The organism is Chryseobacterium sp. (genome assembly GCF_019236175.1).
Classification (GTDB): Bacteria; Bacteroidota; Bacteroidia; order Flavobacteriales; family Weeksellaceae; genus Chryseobacterium.
Genome location: NZ_JAFAJM010000015.1, coordinates 142,777 through 162,970 on the forward strand (window position 1 = coordinate 142,777; position 20,194 = coordinate 162,970).

General features: G+C 38.2%; 17 protein-coding genes and 1 pseudogene. 1 reads left to right on the forward strand and 17 read right to left on the reverse strand.

Annotated features, from left to right (window positions below; genetic code table 11):
• Window positions 1–5: 5 nt before the first annotated feature.
• Genes JO178_RS13675 through JO178_RS13710 form a run of 8 tightly spaced genes read right to left on the reverse strand, consistent with a single transcriptional unit; the run spans window position 6 to window position 12,513 of the window.
• Window positions 6–2,450 (reverse strand): TonB-dependent receptor, encoded by a 2,445-nt coding sequence (locus JO178_RS13675; protein WP_291936780.1) that lies wholly within the window; start codon window positions 2,448–2,450, stop codon window positions 6–8.
• Entirely contained in the window at window positions 2,437–3,825 is a 1,389-nt protein-coding gene (locus JO178_RS13680) for an AMP-binding protein (RefSeq protein ID WP_291936783.1), read from the reverse strand. The genes JO178_RS13675 and JO178_RS13680 overlap by 14 nt, the downstream gene beginning before the upstream one ends.
• 4 nt (window positions 3,826–3,829) lie before the next feature.
• Complete coding sequence (locus JO178_RS13685; protein WP_291936785.1) at window positions 3,830–4,075, reverse strand: acyl carrier protein; 246 nt, start codon at window positions 4,073–4,075, stop codon at window positions 3,830–3,832.
• Window position 4,076: 1 nt separating this feature from the next.
• Window positions 4,077–5,480, reverse strand: coding sequence for an MATE family efflux transporter (locus tag JO178_RS13690; RefSeq protein WP_291936788.1), 1,404 nt, complete (start codon window positions 5,478–5,480; stop codon window positions 4,077–4,079).
• Complete coding sequence (locus JO178_RS13695) at window positions 5,477–7,282, reverse strand: IucA/IucC family siderophore biosynthesis protein (RefSeq protein ID WP_291936791.1); 1,806 nt, start codon at window positions 7,280–7,282, stop codon at window positions 5,477–5,479. The genes JO178_RS13690 and JO178_RS13695 overlap by 4 nt, the downstream gene beginning before the upstream one ends.
• A gap of 6 nt (window positions 7,283–7,288) precedes the next feature.
• Complete coding sequence (locus JO178_RS13700; protein WP_291936794.1) at window positions 7,289–8,605, reverse strand: SidA/IucD/PvdA family monooxygenase; 1,317 nt, start codon at window positions 8,603–8,605, stop codon at window positions 7,289–7,291.
• Window positions 8,598–11,015 carry a GNAT family N-acetyltransferase gene (locus JO178_RS13705; protein ID WP_291936796.1) on the reverse strand — a complete coding sequence of 806 codons (2,418 nt, stop codon included), beginning with the start codon at window positions 11,013–11,015 and terminating at the stop codon, window positions 8,598–8,600. Before JO178_RS13705 ends, JO178_RS13700 begins: the two co-directional genes overlap by 8 nt.
• A complete protein-coding gene (locus tag JO178_RS13710; RefSeq protein ID WP_291936800.1) occupies window positions 10,987–12,513 on the reverse strand; it encodes an aspartate aminotransferase family protein in 1,527 nt (508 codons plus the stop codon). The genes JO178_RS13705 and JO178_RS13710 overlap by 29 nt, the downstream gene beginning before the upstream one ends.
• Before the next feature lie 216 nt (window positions 12,514–12,729).
• Here JO178_RS13710 and JO178_RS13715 point away from each other — a divergent pair, with 216 nt between their 5' ends.
• Window positions 12,730–13,827: a TauD/TfdA family dioxygenase gene (locus JO178_RS13715; protein WP_291936803.1), complete on the forward strand. Its 1,098-nt coding sequence runs from the start codon at window positions 12,730–12,732 to the stop codon at window positions 13,825–13,827.
• Between the two features lie 135 nt (window positions 13,828–13,962).
• Here JO178_RS13715 and JO178_RS13720 read toward each other — a convergent pair whose 3' ends face one another.
• The 9 genes and pseudogenes from JO178_RS13720 to JO178_RS13760 form a co-directional block, all read right to left on the reverse strand.
• Window positions 13,963–14,775 carry an alpha/beta hydrolase-fold protein gene (locus tag JO178_RS13720; RefSeq protein WP_291936809.1) on the reverse strand — a complete coding sequence of 271 codons (813 nt, stop codon included), beginning with the start codon at window positions 14,773–14,775 and terminating at the stop codon, window positions 13,963–13,965.
• Between the two features lie 152 nt (window positions 14,776–14,927).
• Window positions 14,928–15,173: pseudogene (locus JO178_RS13725) on the reverse strand (3-oxoacyl-[acyl-carrier-protein] synthase III C-terminal domain-containing protein); the annotation flags it as partial.
• 47 nt (window positions 15,174–15,220) lie between these two features.
• Window positions 15,221–15,796 (reverse strand): Crp/Fnr family transcriptional regulator, encoded by a 576-nt coding sequence (locus JO178_RS13730; protein ID WP_291936814.1) that lies wholly within the window; start codon window positions 15,794–15,796, stop codon window positions 15,221–15,223.
• 3 nt (window positions 15,797–15,799) lie between these two features.
• On the reverse strand, window positions 15,800–16,321 hold the full coding sequence (locus tag JO178_RS13735; RefSeq protein WP_291936817.1) for a GNAT family N-acetyltransferase: 522 nt from the start codon (window positions 16,319–16,321) through the stop codon (window positions 15,800–15,802).
• An 8-nt stretch (window positions 16,322–16,329) separates the two neighbouring features.
• Window positions 16,330–17,340, reverse strand: a complete 1,011-nt coding sequence (locus JO178_RS13740) for a S41 family peptidase (protein WP_291936819.1) — start codon at window positions 17,338–17,340, stop codon at window positions 16,330–16,332.
• 68 nt (window positions 17,341–17,408) lie between these two features.
• Window positions 17,409–18,200, reverse strand: a complete 792-nt coding sequence (locus JO178_RS13745) for an AraC family transcriptional regulator (protein ID WP_291936822.1) — start codon at window positions 18,198–18,200, stop codon at window positions 17,409–17,411.
• 58 nt (window positions 18,201–18,258) lie between these two features.
• Window positions 18,259–18,846 carry a nucleosidase gene (locus tag JO178_RS13750; RefSeq protein WP_291936825.1) on the reverse strand — a complete coding sequence of 196 codons (588 nt, stop codon included), beginning with the start codon at window positions 18,844–18,846 and terminating at the stop codon, window positions 18,259–18,261.
• A gap of 33 nt (window positions 18,847–18,879) precedes the next feature.
• Complete coding sequence (locus tag JO178_RS13755) at window positions 18,880–19,170, reverse strand: hypothetical protein (RefSeq protein ID WP_291936828.1); 291 nt, start codon at window positions 19,168–19,170, stop codon at window positions 18,880–18,882.
• A 275-nt stretch (window positions 19,171–19,445) separates the two neighbouring features.
• Window positions 19,446–20,147, reverse strand: a complete 702-nt coding sequence (locus tag JO178_RS13760; RefSeq protein ID WP_291936831.1) for a DsbA family oxidoreductase — start codon at window positions 20,145–20,147, stop codon at window positions 19,446–19,448.
• Window positions 20,148–20,194: the final 47 nt, after the last annotated feature.

The following is a 20,194-nucleotide window of genomic DNA, read 5'->3' on the forward strand; positions in this document are numbered from 1 at the left end:
GAGTATTAAAATTTAAAACTTACCTCAGCAACGAAATTGCGAGGCATTTGAGCTACAATTACTCCCTGCCCTGCAAAATACTGTACATTACCTAAATTATTCATTTTAAATCCTAATCTGTACTTTTCCTTTTCCAAGGTAACAGAAGCATTAATCAATGTATAGGCAGGAAATGCAAACTGTCCGGTTTTTACTTTATTTCCGGTAATCTGTTTTCCTACCCGGTTGACTCCGAAACCTACTCCCAGCCCCTGAAGTCCTTTAATGGGAATGATATAACTGATCCACGAATTAAATACATTGGCAGGCCCCGCGGATTCCGGGCGACGGCCTTCTACATCGGCGTCTGCTTTTTCAAATCTACTGTCATTATAAGCATATCCTGCCATAATATTTAATCCCTGAACAGGATTCATAATGGTTTCAATTTCAATTCCCTTACTTCTTTGTTGTCCATCCTGAACAACAATAGCATATTCTTTCCCATCACGAACCACTCCGATTCCACGTTGTATGTTATTAACAAGGATATCATAGTATCCCACGGTGAAATTAATTTTGTTTCTCCAAAGATTTCCTTTTACTCCTACTTCCCACTGATTGGCCATCTGTGGCTTCATATCGCCGCTATAATCCGCCAGCTGCTGTATAACAGGTGCTGTGTAACTAAAACCATTCATATAGTTTCCATATACGGATAACTGATCTTTAAGAACCTGATAAACCAAACCTACTTTTGGAGACCATGCTGTTTGCTTAAATTCCCCCGAACGAACATTGGTGTTCAGGTTCAGCTGTCCTTTGCTTTCGTAATGATCCATACGCAGGCTCAATAACGTAATCAGACGGTCTGTGATATAGCTTACATTCGATACGTAGGCCCCATAAAGATCTGCGGAAGATGTATTTCTTACCAAAGGCGTTTTACCTGCCTGAATTGCTGTTTGAGTGAAAGTCTGGATTTTCTGAAGGGCAAGATCTTTGGAAATATTTCCATAATTACCTGTTAAGCTTTGTCCGTCAATATTATCATAGACAACAATAGGCGAATGGTTGTTATTAATCATCTGATTCAGATAATCTACTCCGATCAACACTTTATTCTTGATGTTTCCGATATTAAATTCTCCGTTGAAATTTTGCTGAATACTTGTAGAAGAAGCTTCTGAGTTTTGCCACTGAACATTACGTTCCAGTGTTGCATCATTTGTCGTTCCTCTGATAAACTGATATTGATATAATCCTTCGGTTTTTCTGAAGTTTCTGGAAATCAATGTTTGTGAGCTCCATCGATCCGAAATTTTATAATTAGCTTCAGCTTTTACGTTGATGGAAGGGGCTTTCAGGGTCATATCATTATTAGAATATGATCTTTTCCAGTCAAAGCCCAGTTCATCCGGGGTATGTGCAAAATAGTTTCTTGTTCTGGGAAGGAAAATAATTGGAGTATTGGTTCCTTCATAGTTATAAATCTGGGTTCCCAGACTAAACTTCAGACGGTCATTTACCTGATAACTTACTGTAGGCGCAACAAAGAATGATTTTCTGAATTCAGAGTCTCGAAATCCATTTTGATACTGATAAGCGGCATTCAGACGAAATAATGTTTTTCGGTTATCCGTTATCGGGCCATAGACATCTGCTGTCACACGATTGAGGTTGTAGCTTCCCATAAGATAGGATATTTCTCCTCCGAAATAGTCTTTTGGTTTTTTGGTGACTAAATTGATTAACCCTCCAAATGATGTTACTGCTCCTCCGTACAATGTTCCCGACGGTCCTTTGATTACCTCAAGACGTTCGATATCCGCAGGATCAATCTCTCCGTTGGTTGTCGCAGGAATTCCATCCACCATGGATACTTTTGTTGGGAAACCTCGTAAGCTGTAATAAAAGCTTCCATCACCGGAGCCCCTTCCCGGGCTTCCTTGCATTTTTACCATTCCCGGAACATTTTTCAAAACCTCTGAAACATCATAGGTTAGCTGCTCCTTCATGATTTGTTGATTAATGCTTGTGTATGCCTGCGGATTCTCTAAATTTTTTAAAGGCATTTTAGCTACTGAGGTACTGTCTTTATCCAGAAATTTGTTTCTGCTGACCGCATAAATAGTAATTCCTTCAATCACATTATTATGAATGGAAGCATAAATGGGCGGAATTTCGTAGACATCTTTTTTAATACTGATTTTCTCACGCATCAGTTCGATATCATTTAAAACCACCTGAAGCATATATTCTCCAGATGGCACATTTTCAAAGTAATACTCTCCTAAATTATTTGTTTTTGCCTGATATGATGTATCGACAAGTCTTAAAACAGCATTTTTTACCGGTGCCTGTTCAGAGAGCATGATTTTGCCATGAACTCTGTCGCTTTGCTGTGCAGAAAGCTGATGGGAGGTTAAAGCAAGACCAAGAAGTAATATAAGGGTTTTAGATGTTTTCATGCTGTAAGTTTTGTAACAGGGGATAATTTATTTTGCCGTTTTGTGATAATGGAAATGATTCTATAAGCTCAGTGCGTATATACTGAGGATTGATGCGCAGTTTATTTTTGATGGCTTCGGTGACAGTCTGCGGATTAATATCTGGATTGTCATACAGTACAATGATCTTTTTATCATTGGAATTCAGGCAGACAAAAGTATTTCCTTCCATTTCATTTTTAAGGATAAACTCCACTTCGTCCAGATTGAGGCGTATTCCGAATAGCTTCATGATTCTTTTAATACGTCCCGTAATGTAATAAATTCCGTTACTTCCTTTTTGAGCAGTATCTCCTGTACGCAAAACCGAAGGCTGTTCATAAGTGGTAAGGTCCTGAAGTGTGTTGGCATAGCCTCCATAAATACTGTTGTGTGAGAACAGCAATTCATCGGTCTCCGGGTCTATTTTGAAATCTCCACCCTGCACCGGAGTACCGATAGAAGTTTCTGCTTCCAGAAGGCCGTCTGTTGTGAGATAAGCCATTCTACCGCCTGCTTCGGTCTGGCCATATTGTGCGAAGAACTGTTTTTCAAATTCATGACAGTAGGAAAAAATTATTTTTCTCAATTCACCATTGATAACTCCGCCGGTATGAGTCATGTATCTTAAACTCGGACTGTCTTTTCTGAAGAAACCAATTCTGTTCAGATTCTCATACAAATAAGGAACCCCGCCAAGGGTACTGTATCCGAATTCCTCCATTTCGTCCCAGAAAGCTTTTTGCATAATATCCTTATCTGTACACACAATTCTTCCGGCACGCATACAATTCGTAGTAAAGATTGAGAATCCATATACGAAATTGATAGGAACGTTCAGCGGAACAACATCAGACTCCAGAACAGGCATATACTGAAGAATACTGACTGCATTCTGGTAAAGGCTCTCATCTGATAGTTTAACCAGTTTCGGTATACCCGTTGTTCCTGAAGTACTCAGCAGAATTTTAATTTCAGGATGGATTGTTATTTCGGATTTATAATCTTTTCTGGTATGGATATCAACCGAATCCGAGAAGGATTTAACCGTATATCCCGAAATCTCACCTCTTGAAGGATCAAAGATGTATTTTGGATGATATTCCTCTTCCAGACGGGCTTTGAATTCTGGATGTAGCTTTTGCCCCAGAACAGCGATAGTATGTGCTGTCCCGTAAAAATTCAACAGCACCTCAATGGAGGAAAGCTGATTGTCATTATATAAAAAAATCAAGCCTTTTTCTACGGGATTCAGGCCTAAAGACCTGTAAAGAACCCCTACCGGAATGGTTTTTCCGGTGGAGGCATCTGTAAACAACAGGTTTCTGTTGGCAATTACATTTTCTAAAATTTTCATTTTCTTAGTTTTCTACAAGTACATCGTATTTTTTCATTTTCTCACGAATTTTACCTACAGTCCCCATTTCGAGGATATCATTAAAATCAAATTTAATCTGGTAAAACTGCTCCAGTGCTTCCACAATAAGCAGGTGAGACATAGAATCCCATTCCGGGATCTCCTGATAAGTGAGTTTTTCATTTACCAGTTCTTTTTTTACCGCAATTGCTGAAGCGATAATTTCATAAAATTCTTCTGTTGTATTCATTTTAAATTTTTATTGTTTTCCATTTACCGTTTTTAAAAATCATTAAGAAAAGGACAGCCAGTACAATCTCCGATGAGACAATAGCAGTGAATATTCCGGTGAGTTCCCATTGGAATCTTACTCCGAGCAGATAAGCCAGCGGAAGCTGGATGACATAGAACATAATGACATAAAGTATGGTGACCTGCATGATATTTCCGGCAGCATTGAGCGCCCGGCTGATTACCATAGTAAAGCCCAGTAACAGATAGGCCATGGATACAACATGAATATACTGAACGGCATATCGTGCCACTTCAGTTTCTGTTGTGAAAAATTTCACCACATATTCTGCTGCAATCTGCCAGAACAGCGCTACGACAATGAGATAGCTCATATTGATAGTACCTGCTCTCCATACTGTTTTTTCTGCACGGTCAGGATCTCCTGCACCCAGATTTTGCCCTGTAAGAACACCTGCTGCATTGCCTATTCCCCATGCCGGCATAGTGGCAACCGATGCAATACGCTGGGCTATAATATATCCCGCAAGTGCCGTTGTTCCGAAGGTTGATATGATTTTAACCATAATCAGCCAGCTGGAAGTCGGGATGATGTACTGGACCAATCCGCCAAAAGCTATTTTCAAGATCTTTCTCAGCAGGGGAATATCCCAATGGAACTTCATCAGAATATTAATGCTTGTTTTGCCGGAAAGTAAAATGAAAAACTGATAGATCACTGCCAGCAGTCTTGATAAAACAGTAGCATACGCCAGTCCCATCAGTCCGAAAGCCGGAATAAAGCCAAGTCCGAAAACAAGGATTACTGCAAAAATAATATTAGAAATATGGCATAGCCACAGTGATTTCATTGCAAGATCAGCATCTCCGGCTCCTCTGAAAAGTCCATTAACGGAAAGCCTGAGGATTACCAGCCCTATACTTAGAAACACCAGTCGGGAAAAGGATAATCCATCATTCACCACATCCGTACTTATGCCCAGGAATCCCACGATTTCAGAGGCAAATAAACAGGAAATCCCCCCTATTAACAGAGCAAAAAAGAGGGCTAACAGAATAATGTAATGGGCGGTTCTGCCCATTCCTTCCCTATCCTTTTCACCGGCTCTTCTCGCTACAAGTGTTGCTGCAGCAATTCCAAGACCTACAGCAATAGCATAAGCAAAATTGATATAGTTATCTGTTATTCCCACAAGTCCCAGGACCTTATCTCCCAATCTGGCAATGATCAGGAGGTTGACACTTACAAAAACAGATTCCATCACCAGTTCCATTACCATTGGAATAGCTAAACTAAAGATGGAACGGTTGATACTCCCCGAAGTCAGCTCCACCTTTTTCCCGGCGAGCGCTCCATAGGTAAAAACCGTTCCCTTCTTTAGCAGATTCAGGAATTTCCTCATAATGCTGCTACAGAATTTTTGTTGGCGATCTGGTATAAGGGATTGGGTAATGCCCCGTCCTTTCTTGGGATCGCAAATGCTTTGTTTTCACTGTATCCGTTATTTTTTAAACGAAGGCTGTTGATGTAAAATCTTTTGAAAGCCGGTACGTACAAGTCATATTTGGCATATCTCTCCTGTAAATGGGGGTTATCGGTTTTATATCCTTCAATACATTCGTGAACAAGCATCCAGAATGTTTCCTCTTCAAATCCGGAATAGGTATGCAGGATATTGGATAAATACCTGAAGAAAGCATCAAAAACACCTAAAAGGATAAATAAAGGAATATTTTCTTTATTGGATGACTGTATCAGACCGTCCGCCAGATGAGCAGGTAGTTTCTCTCTGGCTTCAGTAGTAAGCACAATATCATCTACAAAATCTTTAATAACAATTCTCTGCGGAATGCCGTTCTTTAAAACGACCATAATATTTTCTCCGTGAGGAGTTACACACAACGAATGGGTATAATAAATATGCAGCAGCGGTGTCAGATAAGCATCCAGATAGCTTATAACCCAGTCTCTGATGGTCATACCTGCCTTTTCTGCGAATGCTTCCACCAGAGGTGTTCCGTTCTGGTCTATATACAGCAGAGAGGCCATTGTCACCATTTCTTCTTCTGGCTTCAGATAATTTTCAGCACTTTCACGCCACAGCGCTCCCAGGAATTCATTATATTGATAAGGTACATTGGCAATAGCTCCATACTGAGGATGCAAATAAGCAATAGACGCTTCTTCTCCCAGAAAAATTGTTCCTTTATTTTCAAGGTAAGCGTCATCTTTAATCAGACTTTTTACCCATTCCGTAATGGCCGGTGCAATTTTCATCTGTTTAGGTGATAGTCCTCTGATGTTTCCTGTACTCAAAATGGAAACTGCTGTTTTTAAATATCTTTTTTCCGGATGATCCGCATTGAATAAAGTACGGATGCTTTGCTGAGGGCTGTAAACATCATTTCCTTCTCCTAACTGGATGATAAGTCCTGATGCGATATCACCTGCAAAATGAATCTTTAGTTTATGTTCCCACTGCCACGGATGAACCGGGATAAAATGATAGTCTCCCACCGGTTTTCCATGGGAAGCCAGTTTCAGCTGGAATTCATTAAACAGTTCATTTCCTATTTCTGAGCGGTAAAAATCTTCTCTATTGATAGAGTCCACTGACTGGAAGGCAGATCTGCTCTGATGAGTGGCCAGCCATAAAACTTTCAGATTCTGATCGGATTCCGGAGCAAACGCCTGAAGGTCACGGGGAGAAAACCCCAGTCTGCTTTTGTTGACAATCACCCACGGATGTCCTGTCATATGATGTTCTATCGTCTGATAATCTGAAGCCGCCAGATTCTGTGAAGTCATGGTTCCTTTTGCCAAAATCATTGCATCACAGTATAAAGTATGCAATAATTCTTCAGTATATCTGGCAATGGTGTACGGATCAAGATCAAAAACAGACTGCATTTCAAGGAAAAAAGAAGCTACATCCACAGAAGGCTGTTTTTCGCCATGTTCTGTCTTGGTGATACTCCGCCCGTCAATATGCCAGTAGTCCATCATTCTTTCCTGGCCCCGGAAACTGTATTGAATATGCTCCACTCCTGTTTCAAGTGTAAATACGGTATAATCCTCTTCATCCTGAGAAACGGTAACCGGTTTCAATAATTCTTCATGCATTAATTCTGCAATGGTTTTGGCCATAAGATTTCTGTTAGCCTCATTCCAGTTTTCCTGGCTGATTGTATATTCTGTGTTCATTTTCTATTATATTTTTGCGGTTGGTAATTCGGCGTATTTTTCTACATCAAAATCCTGGAAAGCGATTTTCTTTTCAATTTTATAATGATCTCTTCCAAGGATGTCATTGATGATGAATGAGTTTCGGTATGCTGCCATTCCCAGGTCTGTGGAAATGTAGCTGTGGGTATGTACTTCTGCGTGCAGAACATAAATTTCGCCACCGTTTTCATCAATGGAGTAATTTCTGTTCACTGCAAATAAGCCGTTGGAATCCCTTTTTATTCTTGACTGGATATTCTTCAGAAATGCAGGTTCATGATAACGGTATCCCGTCCCGATGATCAGATAATCAGCTTCCTGTTCATAAGAAACCTCCTGTTCCAGCTGTGTAAATTCAAGATGAAGGGATGCCGGACCTGTATTGTCTACTTTATTAAGCTGACTATTAGGGATAATTGTGAGTTTTGGGTCTGCATTATCGATATTCAGATCATAAATAAAATCATAAATATCGTTGATCAGATCATAATTAATTCCTTTAAACTGAGCCTGTTGTTTGCTTAAAATAGTTTTTCTTGCGGTTTCGCTTCTGCTGTAAAAATAATCCACATAGTCAGGCGAGGTCAGCTCCAGAGTCAGTTTTGAATATTCCATCGGGAAAAATCTGTCAGGGCGTGAATACCAGCCCAGTTCCGTATTTTCATCTCTGTTTTGAAGAAGATCATAAAAAACTTCGGCAGCACTCTGACCGGAGCCGATCACTGCAATCTTTCTTCCTTGTGCCACTAATTCTTCCTTTCGGTATAAATAGGAACTTGTATGCATAATACGTGAATCATTTTTAGGAATAAATGAAGGAATATGCGGTTGGGTACCCGTTCCCAGAACCAGTCTTTCCGTTTTAAAAACCTGTTGTTCCTTTGTCTTGGTGTTTATCGTGTAAACAAGGTAGATTCCGTTCTCATACTCAATATCGGTTACCTGTGTTGAAAATCGGCATTCGGGCAGTTGTTCAATTACCCATTGGCAGTATCTGTTGTATTCTTTACGGGGGATAAAAAAGTTTTCACGGATAAAGAATTTATAAAGCCTGTTGGTTTCTTTGAGATAGTTCAGAAGGCTTAAGGGACTGGTAGGATCTGCCATGGAAACACAGTCACATAAAAATGGGGTTTGCAGGGTCACATGATCGATCATCAGACCGGGATGCCAGTCGAAGCCATCTCTTTGATCCAGAAAAAGGGTTTTAAGTTCAGAAATGGGATGGGATAATGCGGCAAGACCTAAATTAAATGGTCCTATGCCTATACCTATTACATTGTATACGGTTTCTTTATTCATGTTCAGTGATATTGGTGGTGATTTCTACATTTTTGTTTTGAGGGAATTTTTCCCAGTACCATTCGCGGTAGCAGAAATTGAGATTTGCTTTTTTATGAGGCATTTCAATCACTTTTTCTACCTTGAACCCCACATGGGCTTTATTCATCATTGAAGCAAGAGAATCTACAGAGCCTTCTCCTACCATTTTACCTACCTGGGGTTGGGCAAAAACATAATCTACCATAGATTGGGTGGAAGGTGATACATATTTCTTTTTAGGATCTACCGGCGCGATAAACTGGTGGGTTCCGTAATCTGTCGGTAATACTTCATAATAATCTCCTACAATATCTCTGGATGCCCAGTAAATTTCGATATTACATGAAGGTTCATCATTACTCAGTACGATATAGCTGTGCCCTTCACGGCTGGGAAGCATAAGGCGGTAATAGGTTTCAAGTTCGTCGATCGGCCAGTTCATCTGCCATATTTTTACAGCATGCTCCCGATTAAACCATTCGTGCAGCATTTCAAGATCATTTTCAAGATCAACAGGACGCATGCTGATGGTTACGTCTTCTTTAGAGAAATAACGTCTAAAAAAAATATCTGCTCCTTTTGGCTGGATAAGCTGGTCCGAAAAGAAATACATATGAAGGAGATTAGGCACCTTAGCATAAGAAACCGCGGCAGCATTTACACCTCCGTCTACATTCAGGATGGCAGACTGAAGATTGGCTTTTACGGCCCAGTATCTTCTATGAAGAGCATAATCAGTAAGTTCGGATGGGGCCTGCTCATGAAGGTATTCGAATTCTTTATACAGGATATCAATAAGTGACCTTTCATCCACCAGTCCGGTTTTACCAATTGAAGTAATCAGCGCAGCCAGATTGCTTACCAGAAGATGATGAGAAATAATATCAAGAAGGCGTTCGTCACGGATAAAGAGCTCTTCAATTTCCGGATATTCCGCGATCAGATTTTTATATTGATTTTTACTGCTTTCCCGTAGGAGATATCCCTGTCCATCCCTTACCCATATTGTTTTCGGAAGAAGACTTTCATCCAGTTCAATAAGAAGGTTCTGTTGATGTACTTCAGGGGCCATTCCGAAGGTATTGAACAATGTGTTAAGCGGTGCCAGAAGCAGTTTAACATATTTTTCAAACCACAGCATTATCGCTTCTTCAGCTTCCAGTCCCATATTCTGAATCACATTTCTGAAAAAATGGCTGGTAAAATTATCTGAAGACTCATCCTGACATAATCTGGCAAGCAGCAGTACTTTATCATCCGGTGAAAAAGGATTTTCCCTGATGAGGGTATTAAAGCTTTCTATATTTTCACCATCATATTCAACACTTAAAGAGGCAGGTTCCAGCAGGAGTTTAAAACCCTTATAACTTTCCTCAAATGAAGGGCGTATATCTTCCCACCAGACTGCAGAAGCATAACCTCTCTTAAGATCTTTAAGGCTATTGGTTCTTACAGATCCTGTCATCAGTACATGTAATGAAAATTTAAACATCCAGCTGAAATCAGGATTATATACAGTTCTTATGGAAGATGTGGCGTAAAACTTTGCTCCCATTGCACCGATATGAATAATGTTTCCGGATTTGAAAAGAGCTGAATATTCCTTTGATGTTAAAAGATACTGCGCTTCCCAGGGATGAACGGGAAGGATATAAAAATCATTTATGTTTTCACCCTCTTTAAGATAGGTTTTACTCAGTTCTTCAAGTGAAGGAATCAATTTTGTTATAAGTTCTCTGGCGAAAATACCCGGTAAAGATTTTTCTGTGACCAACTGATGGTTAACCAGGAAATAGTGAAGCTGAAAACCTTTCCCAAACTCCGGACAATAAGCAGACTGCTGTTCTTCTGAAAATCCCATTCTTGATTTCGTAAACGGATGCAGGTTATGACCTACCGGAAGAAGTTGTTCTGATTCCAGGAATGAATAGGATAAGTTATTTTTATCTTTAGAACAGGCTAATGTCTGCTCCAGATTCTTCAGATTGCTCTGAATCCTTTCTTTGAAGCGCTCCAGCCCGGATTCGGTGAAGGTATCTGAAAATTCTTCGTATACCCATGATATCAGCTGTGTAATACTTACCTCAAAAACCTGTTGATTATGATGATCCACGGCCCAAACCGGAGAAGCATATTCGTGAAAAGAGCTTTCGGAACGGTATGTTACCGGCGCGAATAAAAATATTCCGCTTTTTTTCAGTTCAAACCTTATATGGAGAGGATAGCGATTATTTTCCAGAGCTTGAGCTGTGAGCGAATCATATTTGGGGATTCCCTCATAAAATTTTCCATTTCCAAACTCTCTGAGCATTCCGTTAAGCAGAATGCGGAATGTTATCTCTTCTGCCTTTTGTTTCCAGCTAGTTTTCTGTACCAAAGTTTTCTCCATGTCTCTTGATTTTAGTAAGAATTTCGTGAATATCTTCTGTCGTAGTGATCGGATTAAGGAACGTAAATTTCAGATAGAAGTTTCCGTCAACTTTTGTACTGGCGACCAAAACTTCCCCACTGTAGAAAAGTTTCATTTTAATGTATTGATTCAGTGCATTAAGATCTGCAATATCCTGTCTTATATATCTGAAGACCAATACGCTTAAATCTGAATCTGAAAGCAGTTCAAAATCCTGATCCTCATGAATCATAGATGCGGCATCTTTGGTAAGGTCAATCACCGTATCTGTATATTCTGCCAGTTGTTCTTTCCCCATCATTCTCAGGGTAAACCAGAGTTTTAATGCGTCAAATCTTCTGGTACTCTGGGTAATGGATTTATTAATCTGTGCAGGAATTTCCTCTTCATCCATTTCTTTAGGATTCAGATAGTCTGCATGGTGTTTAAGAATGAAGAGTTCTTTCTTGTTTTTAACGATGAAAGCACTGCTGCTTATTGGCTGAAAAAAAGACTTATGGTAATCTATGGTTACAGAATCTGCTCTTTCTATTCCTGTCAGCAGGTGACGGTATTTTTCACTTAATAATAATGCGCAACCATATGCAGCATCTACATGCATCCAGATGTTATATTGCTCTGAGATATTAGCGATATCTTCCAGCGGATCAACATTTCCAAAATCTGTAGTTCCGGCTGTAGCCACAATTCCGATAGGAATATTCCCCAGTTGTTCTTCCCTTTTGATATATTTCTTCAGCAGGGAGATATCCATCCGGAATCTGTCATCTGTAGGTACTTTAATGATTGATTTTTCGCCAAGTCCCATGATGGAGGCATTCTTCAGGTTACTAAAATGTGATTTATCCGAAACAAAGATCCTGAAACGGCTTGCTTCCTGCGGCAATCCATCCAGTTTTATATTATGATTGTACCTTTTTTGAGAAAAGCAGTCACGCATCATGACTAATCCCATCAGATTACTTTGTGACCCTCCGGCAGTAAAAACCCCGTCACTTTCATTCGCGTTATATCCTAACTGCTCTGCTGTCCAGTCGATAAGTTTTCTTTCCATGAAGGTTCCTCCCGCACTCTGGTCATAAGTGTCCTGTGAGGAATTGATGGCACTTACCAGAATTTCTCCAGCCAAAGCAGGAATTACTACGGGACAGTTTAGATGGGCTACATATTGTGGAAGATGAAAAGCGGTAGCATGCTTTACATAAATATGATCTACTTCATTCAATAATTCTTTATAAGTAGATAATTTTTGATTAAGATCGATTTCCTGTACCATTCCCTTCATTTCCCGGGCCTGAATGCCACTGAAAGGCTTATCATTTCTATATAAAAATTCTTGTACAAGGTCTAAAGTACTGTTGACTGCATTACGATAGTGATCGTAATTGTCCTGATGGAAAATGTTTCCAAAATTCCCCGAAATGTGAGGTGAAGCTGTGTTTGATACCTCTTCAAGGGGTGCAAAATTGTTATTCATATATTTTTTGTAAGGTGATTTTTTAAATCAATAGGTTGTGTGTGGTTTTTCGATATACGTATTTATATATCTGACAGTCAAGTTTTTAAATTTTTCATTTTTTTCTTTTTTTGTTTGGCAGTTCAGTAATTATTCCTAAATTTGGACTTGCTATTGTTATTTAGAATAATTAAAAACAAAGATAAAAATTATTACTAAACACCAAATTTTTTTTTAATGAATTCTCTAAAAATTTTAAATAACGACACAATTACGGAGGCAAAACTACTTCCTACAGTGATTGAGATTACCTCTCAGGAGAGAAGAATGATACAAGATGCGGCGGAGCATCTGCAGAGAAAATATGGAAGCTATGAAAACCGTGACTTTATCAGGCATGTGCATCAAATGGCTTCTTATTTTTTACCTGAAAGAATTTTACATATAGCGGCTGATTTTGCAAGTGATTTTTCAGAAAATCAGTATGGCGCATTGATTTTAAAAGGATTAATGGATGTTGACCAGGAAAGCTTAGGAACAACTCCGGCGAACTGGCAGTCTGCCGACTATTCTAAGTTTAACCTGTATGGCTTTGCCTGTGCTCTGATACATGGTGCACTGCCGTCAAAGCCTGTACAGTATTATTCACAACGAAAAGGCGGCGGTCTGATTCATGCAATTATACCGGATGAGAAAATGCGGGAAACACAGACTGGTTCAGGTTCTGCAACAGATTTATATGTACATACGGAAGATGCTTTTCTTAAACATCAGGCAGACTTTCTGAGTTTTATGTATGTAAGAAATGAAGAACAGGTTCCCTCTACCCTGTATTCTATACGTTCTCATGAGTCAATCGGAGACCAATACAAACCTCTGTTCGACAGAATTTACAAGATTCCTAAGGATGCTAATCTGGAAACCGGGGAAAGTGAAGAAGAAACACTGGATGCTGTGTTGTACGGCAATAATAAGCTTCCTTTTATGAGATTCGATGCAGCAGAACAACTGTTTAATCCAAGCATAAAACAATCTGATGAAGCCCAACAATGTCTGGCTGAGTTCTGGGATGAAGCAAGACATTTGATTTATTCGGATTTTACTCCACAGGCCGGAGATGTTATTCTGGTAAATAACCACTTATGTGCTCACGGAAGATCGGCATTTCGTGCAGGGGTAAGAAATATTGATGGTATTGAACACTCCTGCGAAAGAAGAATTATGCTTCGTATGATGAGTAAAGTAAGCCTGATTGATATGCGGGCACACACCCTTACTGAAGATCCCTTTTTTGTGATCGAAGAACATTTGGGCAAGAACTTTCAACATTTGTAGTATTAATTAGATTTTTTTTTATTGTCCTAAATGTTAAATCCCTTTTAAGCCAGCCTTAAAAGGGATTTTTAATAGGATAAAAACTATTTGTAAAAAACAAACCCCACATGCTTATGCAGGATTTATTTCCTAAAATTATTGTTTAAAAAAACGGTCAAATAAGGATAACTGTTCGGATAATGACCTGCTCCAGTATTCCGGAACATGAGCTCCTAAAGATTCGGTGTATAAATGCTGAACTTTAGCTTCCGTAAGTTTCTTATGGAAAATTCTGTTCATCTGAATCATCTGGGTATCATCCGTACCACAATCAAAAAGGTATTGTTGTCCGGCTTCTGCCATAAGCTTTATTTTGCTGTCTGTAAGAAAATTCGGATTAAGAGATTCCTGCGGACCTAAGACTTTATTAACCATATATTTCTGATACCCTTCTCCGAATGAATTAAAGTCAAGAGCACCACAGGAACTTCCCACAATTCCAAAGGTTTTATGATATGTAACCCCAATGTTTGTAGCTCCATAACCTCCCATACTCCATCCTAAAATTCCTCTGTATTTTTTCTCTGATTTTACAGGATAATTTTTGTCAATAAAATCTACCAGCTCTTTTCCAATAAATGTCTGGTACTGGGAATCCTTCACGATTGGACTGTCTACATACCATGAACTGTAATTTCCGTCCGGCAGTACATAGATTGTTTTATATTCCTGAGCTTTTTTAACCAGATCCGGAATATCCTGTTTGATAATCCTGTCCGGATTCCCGCTGAAGCCATGAAGAATATATACTGACGGATACATCATATCGGGCTGAAGATTTGGAGTAATAATGATCGTTTTGATCTTTTTATTCATTTTCGGACTGAAGATTTCCTGATGAATAATTTTCTGAGCTGTTCCCTGTACAAAGGCCGTCAGAATAACAACAATGTTGATGAACTTTTTCATGCTGTAAAAATGTTTAGTTAATGATGGGTATCACATCAGGGTATGCTGCAGATCATACAATAGCTGGTGTAATAACACTACAAAGGTGTGGCCAAAAAAGAAAGAAAGCCTCAACATATGTTGAAGCTTTTCTTATTTATCATATTAAATTATTAATATTTCCATAACATTAATCCAGCCTGATAGCCAGCACCAAGGGTCCAGATAAGGATGTTCTCTCCTTTTTGTAAAGATCTTATTTTTTTCTGATACTGATGCAGGGCTAAAAATGGACTTGAAGACCCAGTATAGCTTAATTCTTTTGAGTAGAAAGGAATCTTTTCTTCCGGTATCCGATAATAATCACGAATAATATTGATATTCTTTAAAGAAAATTGTGAAAACAGGAAAAGATATAACACAACTAACTGTTTATGAAATTATTATATTATGCGGTAGAAAAAAATCAACTCATGTCTTTTCTGATGCGGCTAAGTTGTGTAGGAGTAATTCCCAGATAAGAAGCGATCTGGTGTTGTTTTAACCGGCTGTATAAATGTTGATTCTGAATCAGCTGAAGATACCTCTGCTTTGCTGTTTCATATTTTAAGGAAACTTCCAGCGGTTCTTTTTTGACCACCCAGTTTTTTTCTAAATAATATAAATGAAACAGGGCGAGATCGTGATGTTTTTCCAACAGCTCACGATAAGCTTTTACCGGATACTGGATGACAGAACAGTCTTCAAGAGCAATGATATTAAAATCACTGGGTTCATTTTTAATAATGGCTGCCGTAGAAGCTACAAAACTGTTTTCCTCAAAGAAAATTTTATAAATAGAATCTCCCTGTTCGTCAATAGTGTAATATCCTATCAATCCTGATTTTAAAAAATAATAATAATTCGCCCTGTTTCCGGCTTCCAGCAGGAGGTCATTTTTAGGGTACTTCTCTTCGGTACAGATAGCGAGTAAGGCTCTAACCGTATCATCAGACAGTGGATAATACTGTGTGATCTGTTTTATAAATTCTGAATGCTTCATTTATTAACCCAGTATTTTCTTCATCATCAGATCAGTTTGTTCATCATCTCCAAGCCGGAAAATATGCTGATCGAATTCTACAAAGCCGTTTTTCCTGTAGAAATTCAACGCTCTCAGATTCTCTTCCCATACCCCGAGCCACAAATAAGATTTATGGAGCCGTAATGCCGATTCCAGAGCCTGGTTATACAGTAGCTGCCCTACTTTTTTGCCGTGGTGGCTTTTTTTTACGTAAATTCTTTCGATTTCAAGACCGTTTTCGTCCTGTAATTCCGTTTGTGCTTTACCGGAATTTAATTTCAGATAGCCTACCGGATTATCTTCTTCCCAGGCAATATAGAACACAGAATCCGGATTATTCAGCTCAGATTTTATCTTCTCTGTATTAAAGCTCTCTTCAAGATACTTTTTCATAGCCTTTTCAGTATTGGCTTCTGCAAAAGTTTCCGTGAAAGTCTGGATCGCCATACTTTGAAGTAGTTCGATATCTTTTTCTCCGGATTTATGGATGATTATCGATGACATAATATGAATTATTCTTCTAATTTATTAATAAGATTTTTTATTTCAGGTATGGTTAATTCTGTTTTTGTTCCTGTGACTAAAATATTTTTTAAAATTTTAAGGTGAGCTGTCCTTAAAGCATCTTCACTTTTCACTTCCTGATCGGGAATTACGCCTATATGTTCCCAGTTTTTATTATTCTTTAAAAATGTTATTTTTCCGGCCGGAACGAGCAGCAGATACTTATCCTGAATCATAAAATGTTCTACGGGATTGGCTGCCCCTCCTGTCTTTTCACCAATGACTTCTCCCAGTTTATACTGCTGCAAAAAATAAGCAAGTCCTTCACCCGCCGAAAAAGTTTTCTTGCTGGTAAGAATATAAATCTTTTTATGAAGATATTTCTGTCCGGAAACTTTAGATCGGGTACTGTTCATCACCGTCTTCCGATTATATCTGAAATAAGTGGTATATAAATCCGTCTTCTGATTAAGAAAATAACTGCAAAACAGAAGAAGCATTCCGTTTTCTCCGCCACCGTTTTCCCTGAGATCAATAATCAGAGAATGAGTAGTTGCAATAAAATTCATAGCAGCAGCTAATGTTTTTTCACTGGATTCAGGAGATGCAAAGCCTTTGAAATTGATGTAACCGATATTCCCGGGAAGTCGTTGAACGCTTTCAAAACCGAAATTTTCAAGACTATTATGATAGTTGTTCTGCTTCTCTTTTTCTTTTTCACTCATCCCCTTTTCAGGGGTGCTATCTTCAAGGTATTTCACAAAAAAATGTTCATCTTTAACCGTTGTTCTCAGCTTTTGAGTGAGAAAGGCTGCAAAATCCTTTTTACTTAAATGATTAAAAGTTTCTTTTTTTAATTCACTGCGGAATAAAGAATCCACTATTTGATAAGCTTCTTTATCGATATAGTAGTTTTTTACTTTTTCTGTAATATCAGATAATACGGCTGAAGTATCATTTTTCTGGGCATAAGAGAATAAAGAATTGACCAAGAGAATTCCGATTAATAATTTTTTCATTGAAATAAGGTTTAGTATTTCGGCAAATGTACTTCAATGAAAATCACAGGAATTGTAAAAATGGAAACTCAGATAAATAACCAGATATTATTTTGCTCTGTATCTACATGATCAAAGAATTTTCCGGGGCTTATTTTCGTCAGTTCTTTAAAATTTTTATTAAGATGAGACTGATCATAAAAAAGATTTTCATAAGAAAGTGCTGTAAGGTTTATGGATTTTTTATTTGAAACCAATACTTTACGAAACCGTTGAATTTTTCTGAATTCGGAGGCCGGTTTAGCCAGATATCTTTGTGAAACTTTATTCAGATATTGTCTCGTTATCTTATTTTTAGCTGCAATTTCTTCAATACTAAGTTCAGTTTCAAAATCATCCAATATCAGATAAGCCAGACGTAAATCCCGTTGCCGGAATTTTGAAAGCCAGTAATTTTCAAGTATTTCAATCTGTATTTGTCTGTCTGATTCTTTCAGGGTGGCATTTATAATGTCTTTATAATCTGAACGGAGAATTTCCTGTGGAAGGTCGTTGCTGGTTTCAGCATTAAAAAAATGATATATGCCTAATGGCTTAAAGTAGACCGTAACTTCATCAACAGACTGGTGATAAAAGATTTCGGTCGGAACAGAGCATCTGAAAACAAAATCCATCATCATATTTTTAGATGGGGATCTTGATATTTCCACCCATCCTTTATCCTGAATAATAGATACATCCTTACATGCTGATATGATAAAGTAATTGTCCGGAAATGTACAATATCTGACCGGTTGATCATCATCTTTTTCTACAAAATAATATCCTTCTATATATTCTTTAAGACGAGGATGTACCGGCTGATAAAAAGTAACTTTCATACGATTGAAGAAACTGATGGTAACAATTGAAAACAAAATCCTGAAATTGACTTCAGGATTATATTGATGAAAATAATATTTTTTTAAATGCCTCAGAAGCCAGATGTACCTGTACACTCCAGTCATCCGCTGCATCACTTCCCGCATCATCTGAAATGTATTTCAGACATAAAAACGGAATATTTTCTTTTTGAGCAATTAGAGCCAATGGATAAGCTTCCATATCTACAATATTATAATCTGTTTCGGAATGATTCATTTCAAAACTATCCCCACTTCCACAGATTCCTTCCTGTAAGGCCTCCATTTTAAGACCATATTCCAATACCGGGGGAACACCGGACAGCGGAGTTTCATATAATTTAAATCCAAGGCCCCTTACATCCATATCCCTTTGAATAAACTGGGTACAGCAAACCACTTCCCCCTTTTGAAATCCTTTACTTCCTGCTGAACCTAAATTCACGATCAGTTTAGGCTTTCTGGTATGAATTTCTTTGGTTAATTCGATGGCGGCATTGACCTTTCCGATGCCTGTAATTAATTTATTTTTGCCGTCAAACACTGTTCCTGCTTCAGAATCCAGAGCAAAAACAAAAAGAGTATCATCAATTGAATATTGAGTCTCGTTGTTAATTTTTATCATTGAGAAATTAGATTTATACAGTCTATCACTGCCTTACAAAGATACGACAGGTTTCGCTTTTTTTGCATTAAGAATTATAAATATCAGATAACAGACGAAAAAAATAAACAAAGGAATCTCGAATGCAGGATAATTAAACTGCTCTATCGGTATCTTTATCATCCTTCCGGCAACGGGTAAAAGCATCATGATAAAGCTCAGAATGGTAACGTAGAATTTGTTTTTCCATGGTGTTAAATGCAGGGAAACTCCTAAAATACCTGATACGGCAGAAAGCTGATCAGAATTATCAAAATCAAAAGCTGTAACTAAAAGCCAGATCATTAAGGGTACCCTATGATCTGCCCCATTAAAATAATAAGCAGATAAGAAATAACGGCCGCATTACGAAAAATATTCGTTTTTACTTTTAGTAGTTCCATGAGCCCTTTAATTCTGATGCACTAATATCCGTTTTTTAATTTTATTTTACCACCTCCCTGAAGTTTATTTAATATCATGTATTTCAAAGATACTTTTATTCCTGCGAATATTATCAGTCTGTCCTTTTTACATAAAAAAACCAAAGCAAATAAAACTGCTTTGGTCTTTTTGATATCTTAAATGCTGCAACCGTCAGCATCGCACGAAGCGCCACTATTGCCGGAGAGATCTTTAAAAGGGCTCACCGTTTCTTTATAAGTTTGCTGAAGAGCATCTTCAAATACATTGACCGGCTGAGCTCCTGAAACAGCATATTTCCCGTTTAGAACAAAGAAAGGGACTCCTGAAATACCATTATTTCTGGCCTCCTGAATATCCTGATTAACTTCGTAATCCAGCTCGTCAGAAGTTACCGCCTGTCTCGCCTCTTCTTGATCAATCCCGAGATTTTCAGCAAGAGAAACTAAAACTTCAGTATCCCCTACATTTTTTCCGTCAATAAAATGAGCAATAAACAAAGCTTCTTCCATTTCATTCGACAGGTTATGCTTTTTAGCCAGATGAAGCAATTTATGTGCACTGAAAGTATTGGTGATCAGTGTTTTTCCGAAATCAAAATCAATTCCTGCTCCTTTTCCCATTTGGGTAACCTGACCCAGCATTTGTGTTGCCTGAGCTTCAGGGAATCCTTTTTTTTCTCTGAAATACTGAATCGTATCCTGAGTCTCTTTAGGATCTAAACTCGGATCCAGCTGAAAACTCTTCCATTCCACTTCCACTTCATCTTTAAATGGTAATTTACTTAAAGCCTGCTCAAAATTATTTTTTCCGATATAACAAAATGGACACATAACGTCCGACCATATTTCTATTTTCATTGTATTTGATTTATAAATTTTTATACCGCAAAGATACGCAATTATTT

Excerpts from the sequence above, each read along its gene's own strand:
- JO178_RS13710 (WP_291936800.1), bottom strand. The coding sequence starts at position 12,513 with ATGAATAACAATTTTGCACCCCTTGAAGAGGTATCAAACACAGCTTCA.
- JO178_RS13760 (WP_291936831.1), bottom strand. The coding sequence starts at position 20,147 with ATGAAAATAGAAATATGGTCGGACGTTATGTGTCCATTTTGTTATATC.
- JO178_RS13715 (WP_291936803.1), top strand. The coding sequence starts at position 12,730 with ATGAATTCTCTAAAAATTTTAAATAACGACACAATTACGGAGGCAAAA.
- JO178_RS13695 (WP_291936791.1), bottom strand. The coding sequence starts at position 7,282 with ATGAACACAGAATATACAATCAGCCAGGAAAACTGGAATGAGGCTAAC.
- JO178_RS13735 (WP_291936817.1), bottom strand. The coding sequence starts at position 16,321 with ATGTCATCGATAATCATCCATAAATCCGGAGAAAAAGATATCGAACTA.
- JO178_RS13750 (WP_291936825.1), bottom strand. The coding sequence starts at position 18,846 with ATGATAAAAATTAACAACGAGACTCAATATTCAATTGATGATACTCTT.
- JO178_RS13730 (WP_291936814.1), bottom strand. The coding sequence starts at position 15,796 with ATGAAGCATTCAGAATTTATAAAACAGATCACACAGTATTATCCACTG.
- JO178_RS13685 (WP_291936785.1), bottom strand. The coding sequence starts at position 4,075 with ATGAATACAACAGAAGAATTTTATGAAATTATCGCTTCAGCAATTGCG.
- JO178_RS13680 (WP_291936783.1), bottom strand. The coding sequence starts at position 3,825 with ATGAAAATTTTAGAAAATGTAATTGCCAACAGAAACCTGTTGTTTACA.
- JO178_RS13690 (WP_291936788.1), bottom strand. The coding sequence starts at position 5,480 with ATGAGGAAATTCCTGAATCTGCTAAAGAAGGGAACGGTTTTTACCTAT.
- JO178_RS13705 (WP_291936796.1), bottom strand. The coding sequence starts at position 11,015 with ATGGAGAAAACTTTGGTACAGAAAACTAGCTGGAAACAAAAGGCAGAA.
- JO178_RS13755 (WP_291936828.1), bottom strand. The coding sequence starts at position 19,170 with ATGATCTGGCTTTTAGTTACAGCTTTTGATTTTGATAATTCTGATCAG.
- JO178_RS13720 (WP_291936809.1), bottom strand. The coding sequence starts at position 14,775 with ATGAAAAAGTTCATCAACATTGTTGTTATTCTGACGGCCTTTGTACAG.
- JO178_RS13745 (WP_291936822.1), bottom strand. The coding sequence starts at position 18,200 with ATGAAAGTTACTTTTTATCAGCCGGTACATCCTCGTCTTAAAGAATAT.
- JO178_RS13700 (WP_291936794.1), bottom strand. The coding sequence starts at position 8,605 with ATGAATAAAGAAACCGTATACAATGTAATAGGTATAGGCATAGGACCA.
- JO178_RS13740 (WP_291936819.1), bottom strand. The coding sequence starts at position 17,340 with ATGAAAAAATTATTAATCGGAATTCTCTTGGTCAATTCTTTATTCTCT.
- JO178_RS13675 (WP_291936780.1), bottom strand. The coding sequence starts at position 2,450 with ATGAAAACATCTAAAACCCTTATATTACTTCTTGGTCTTGCTTTAACC.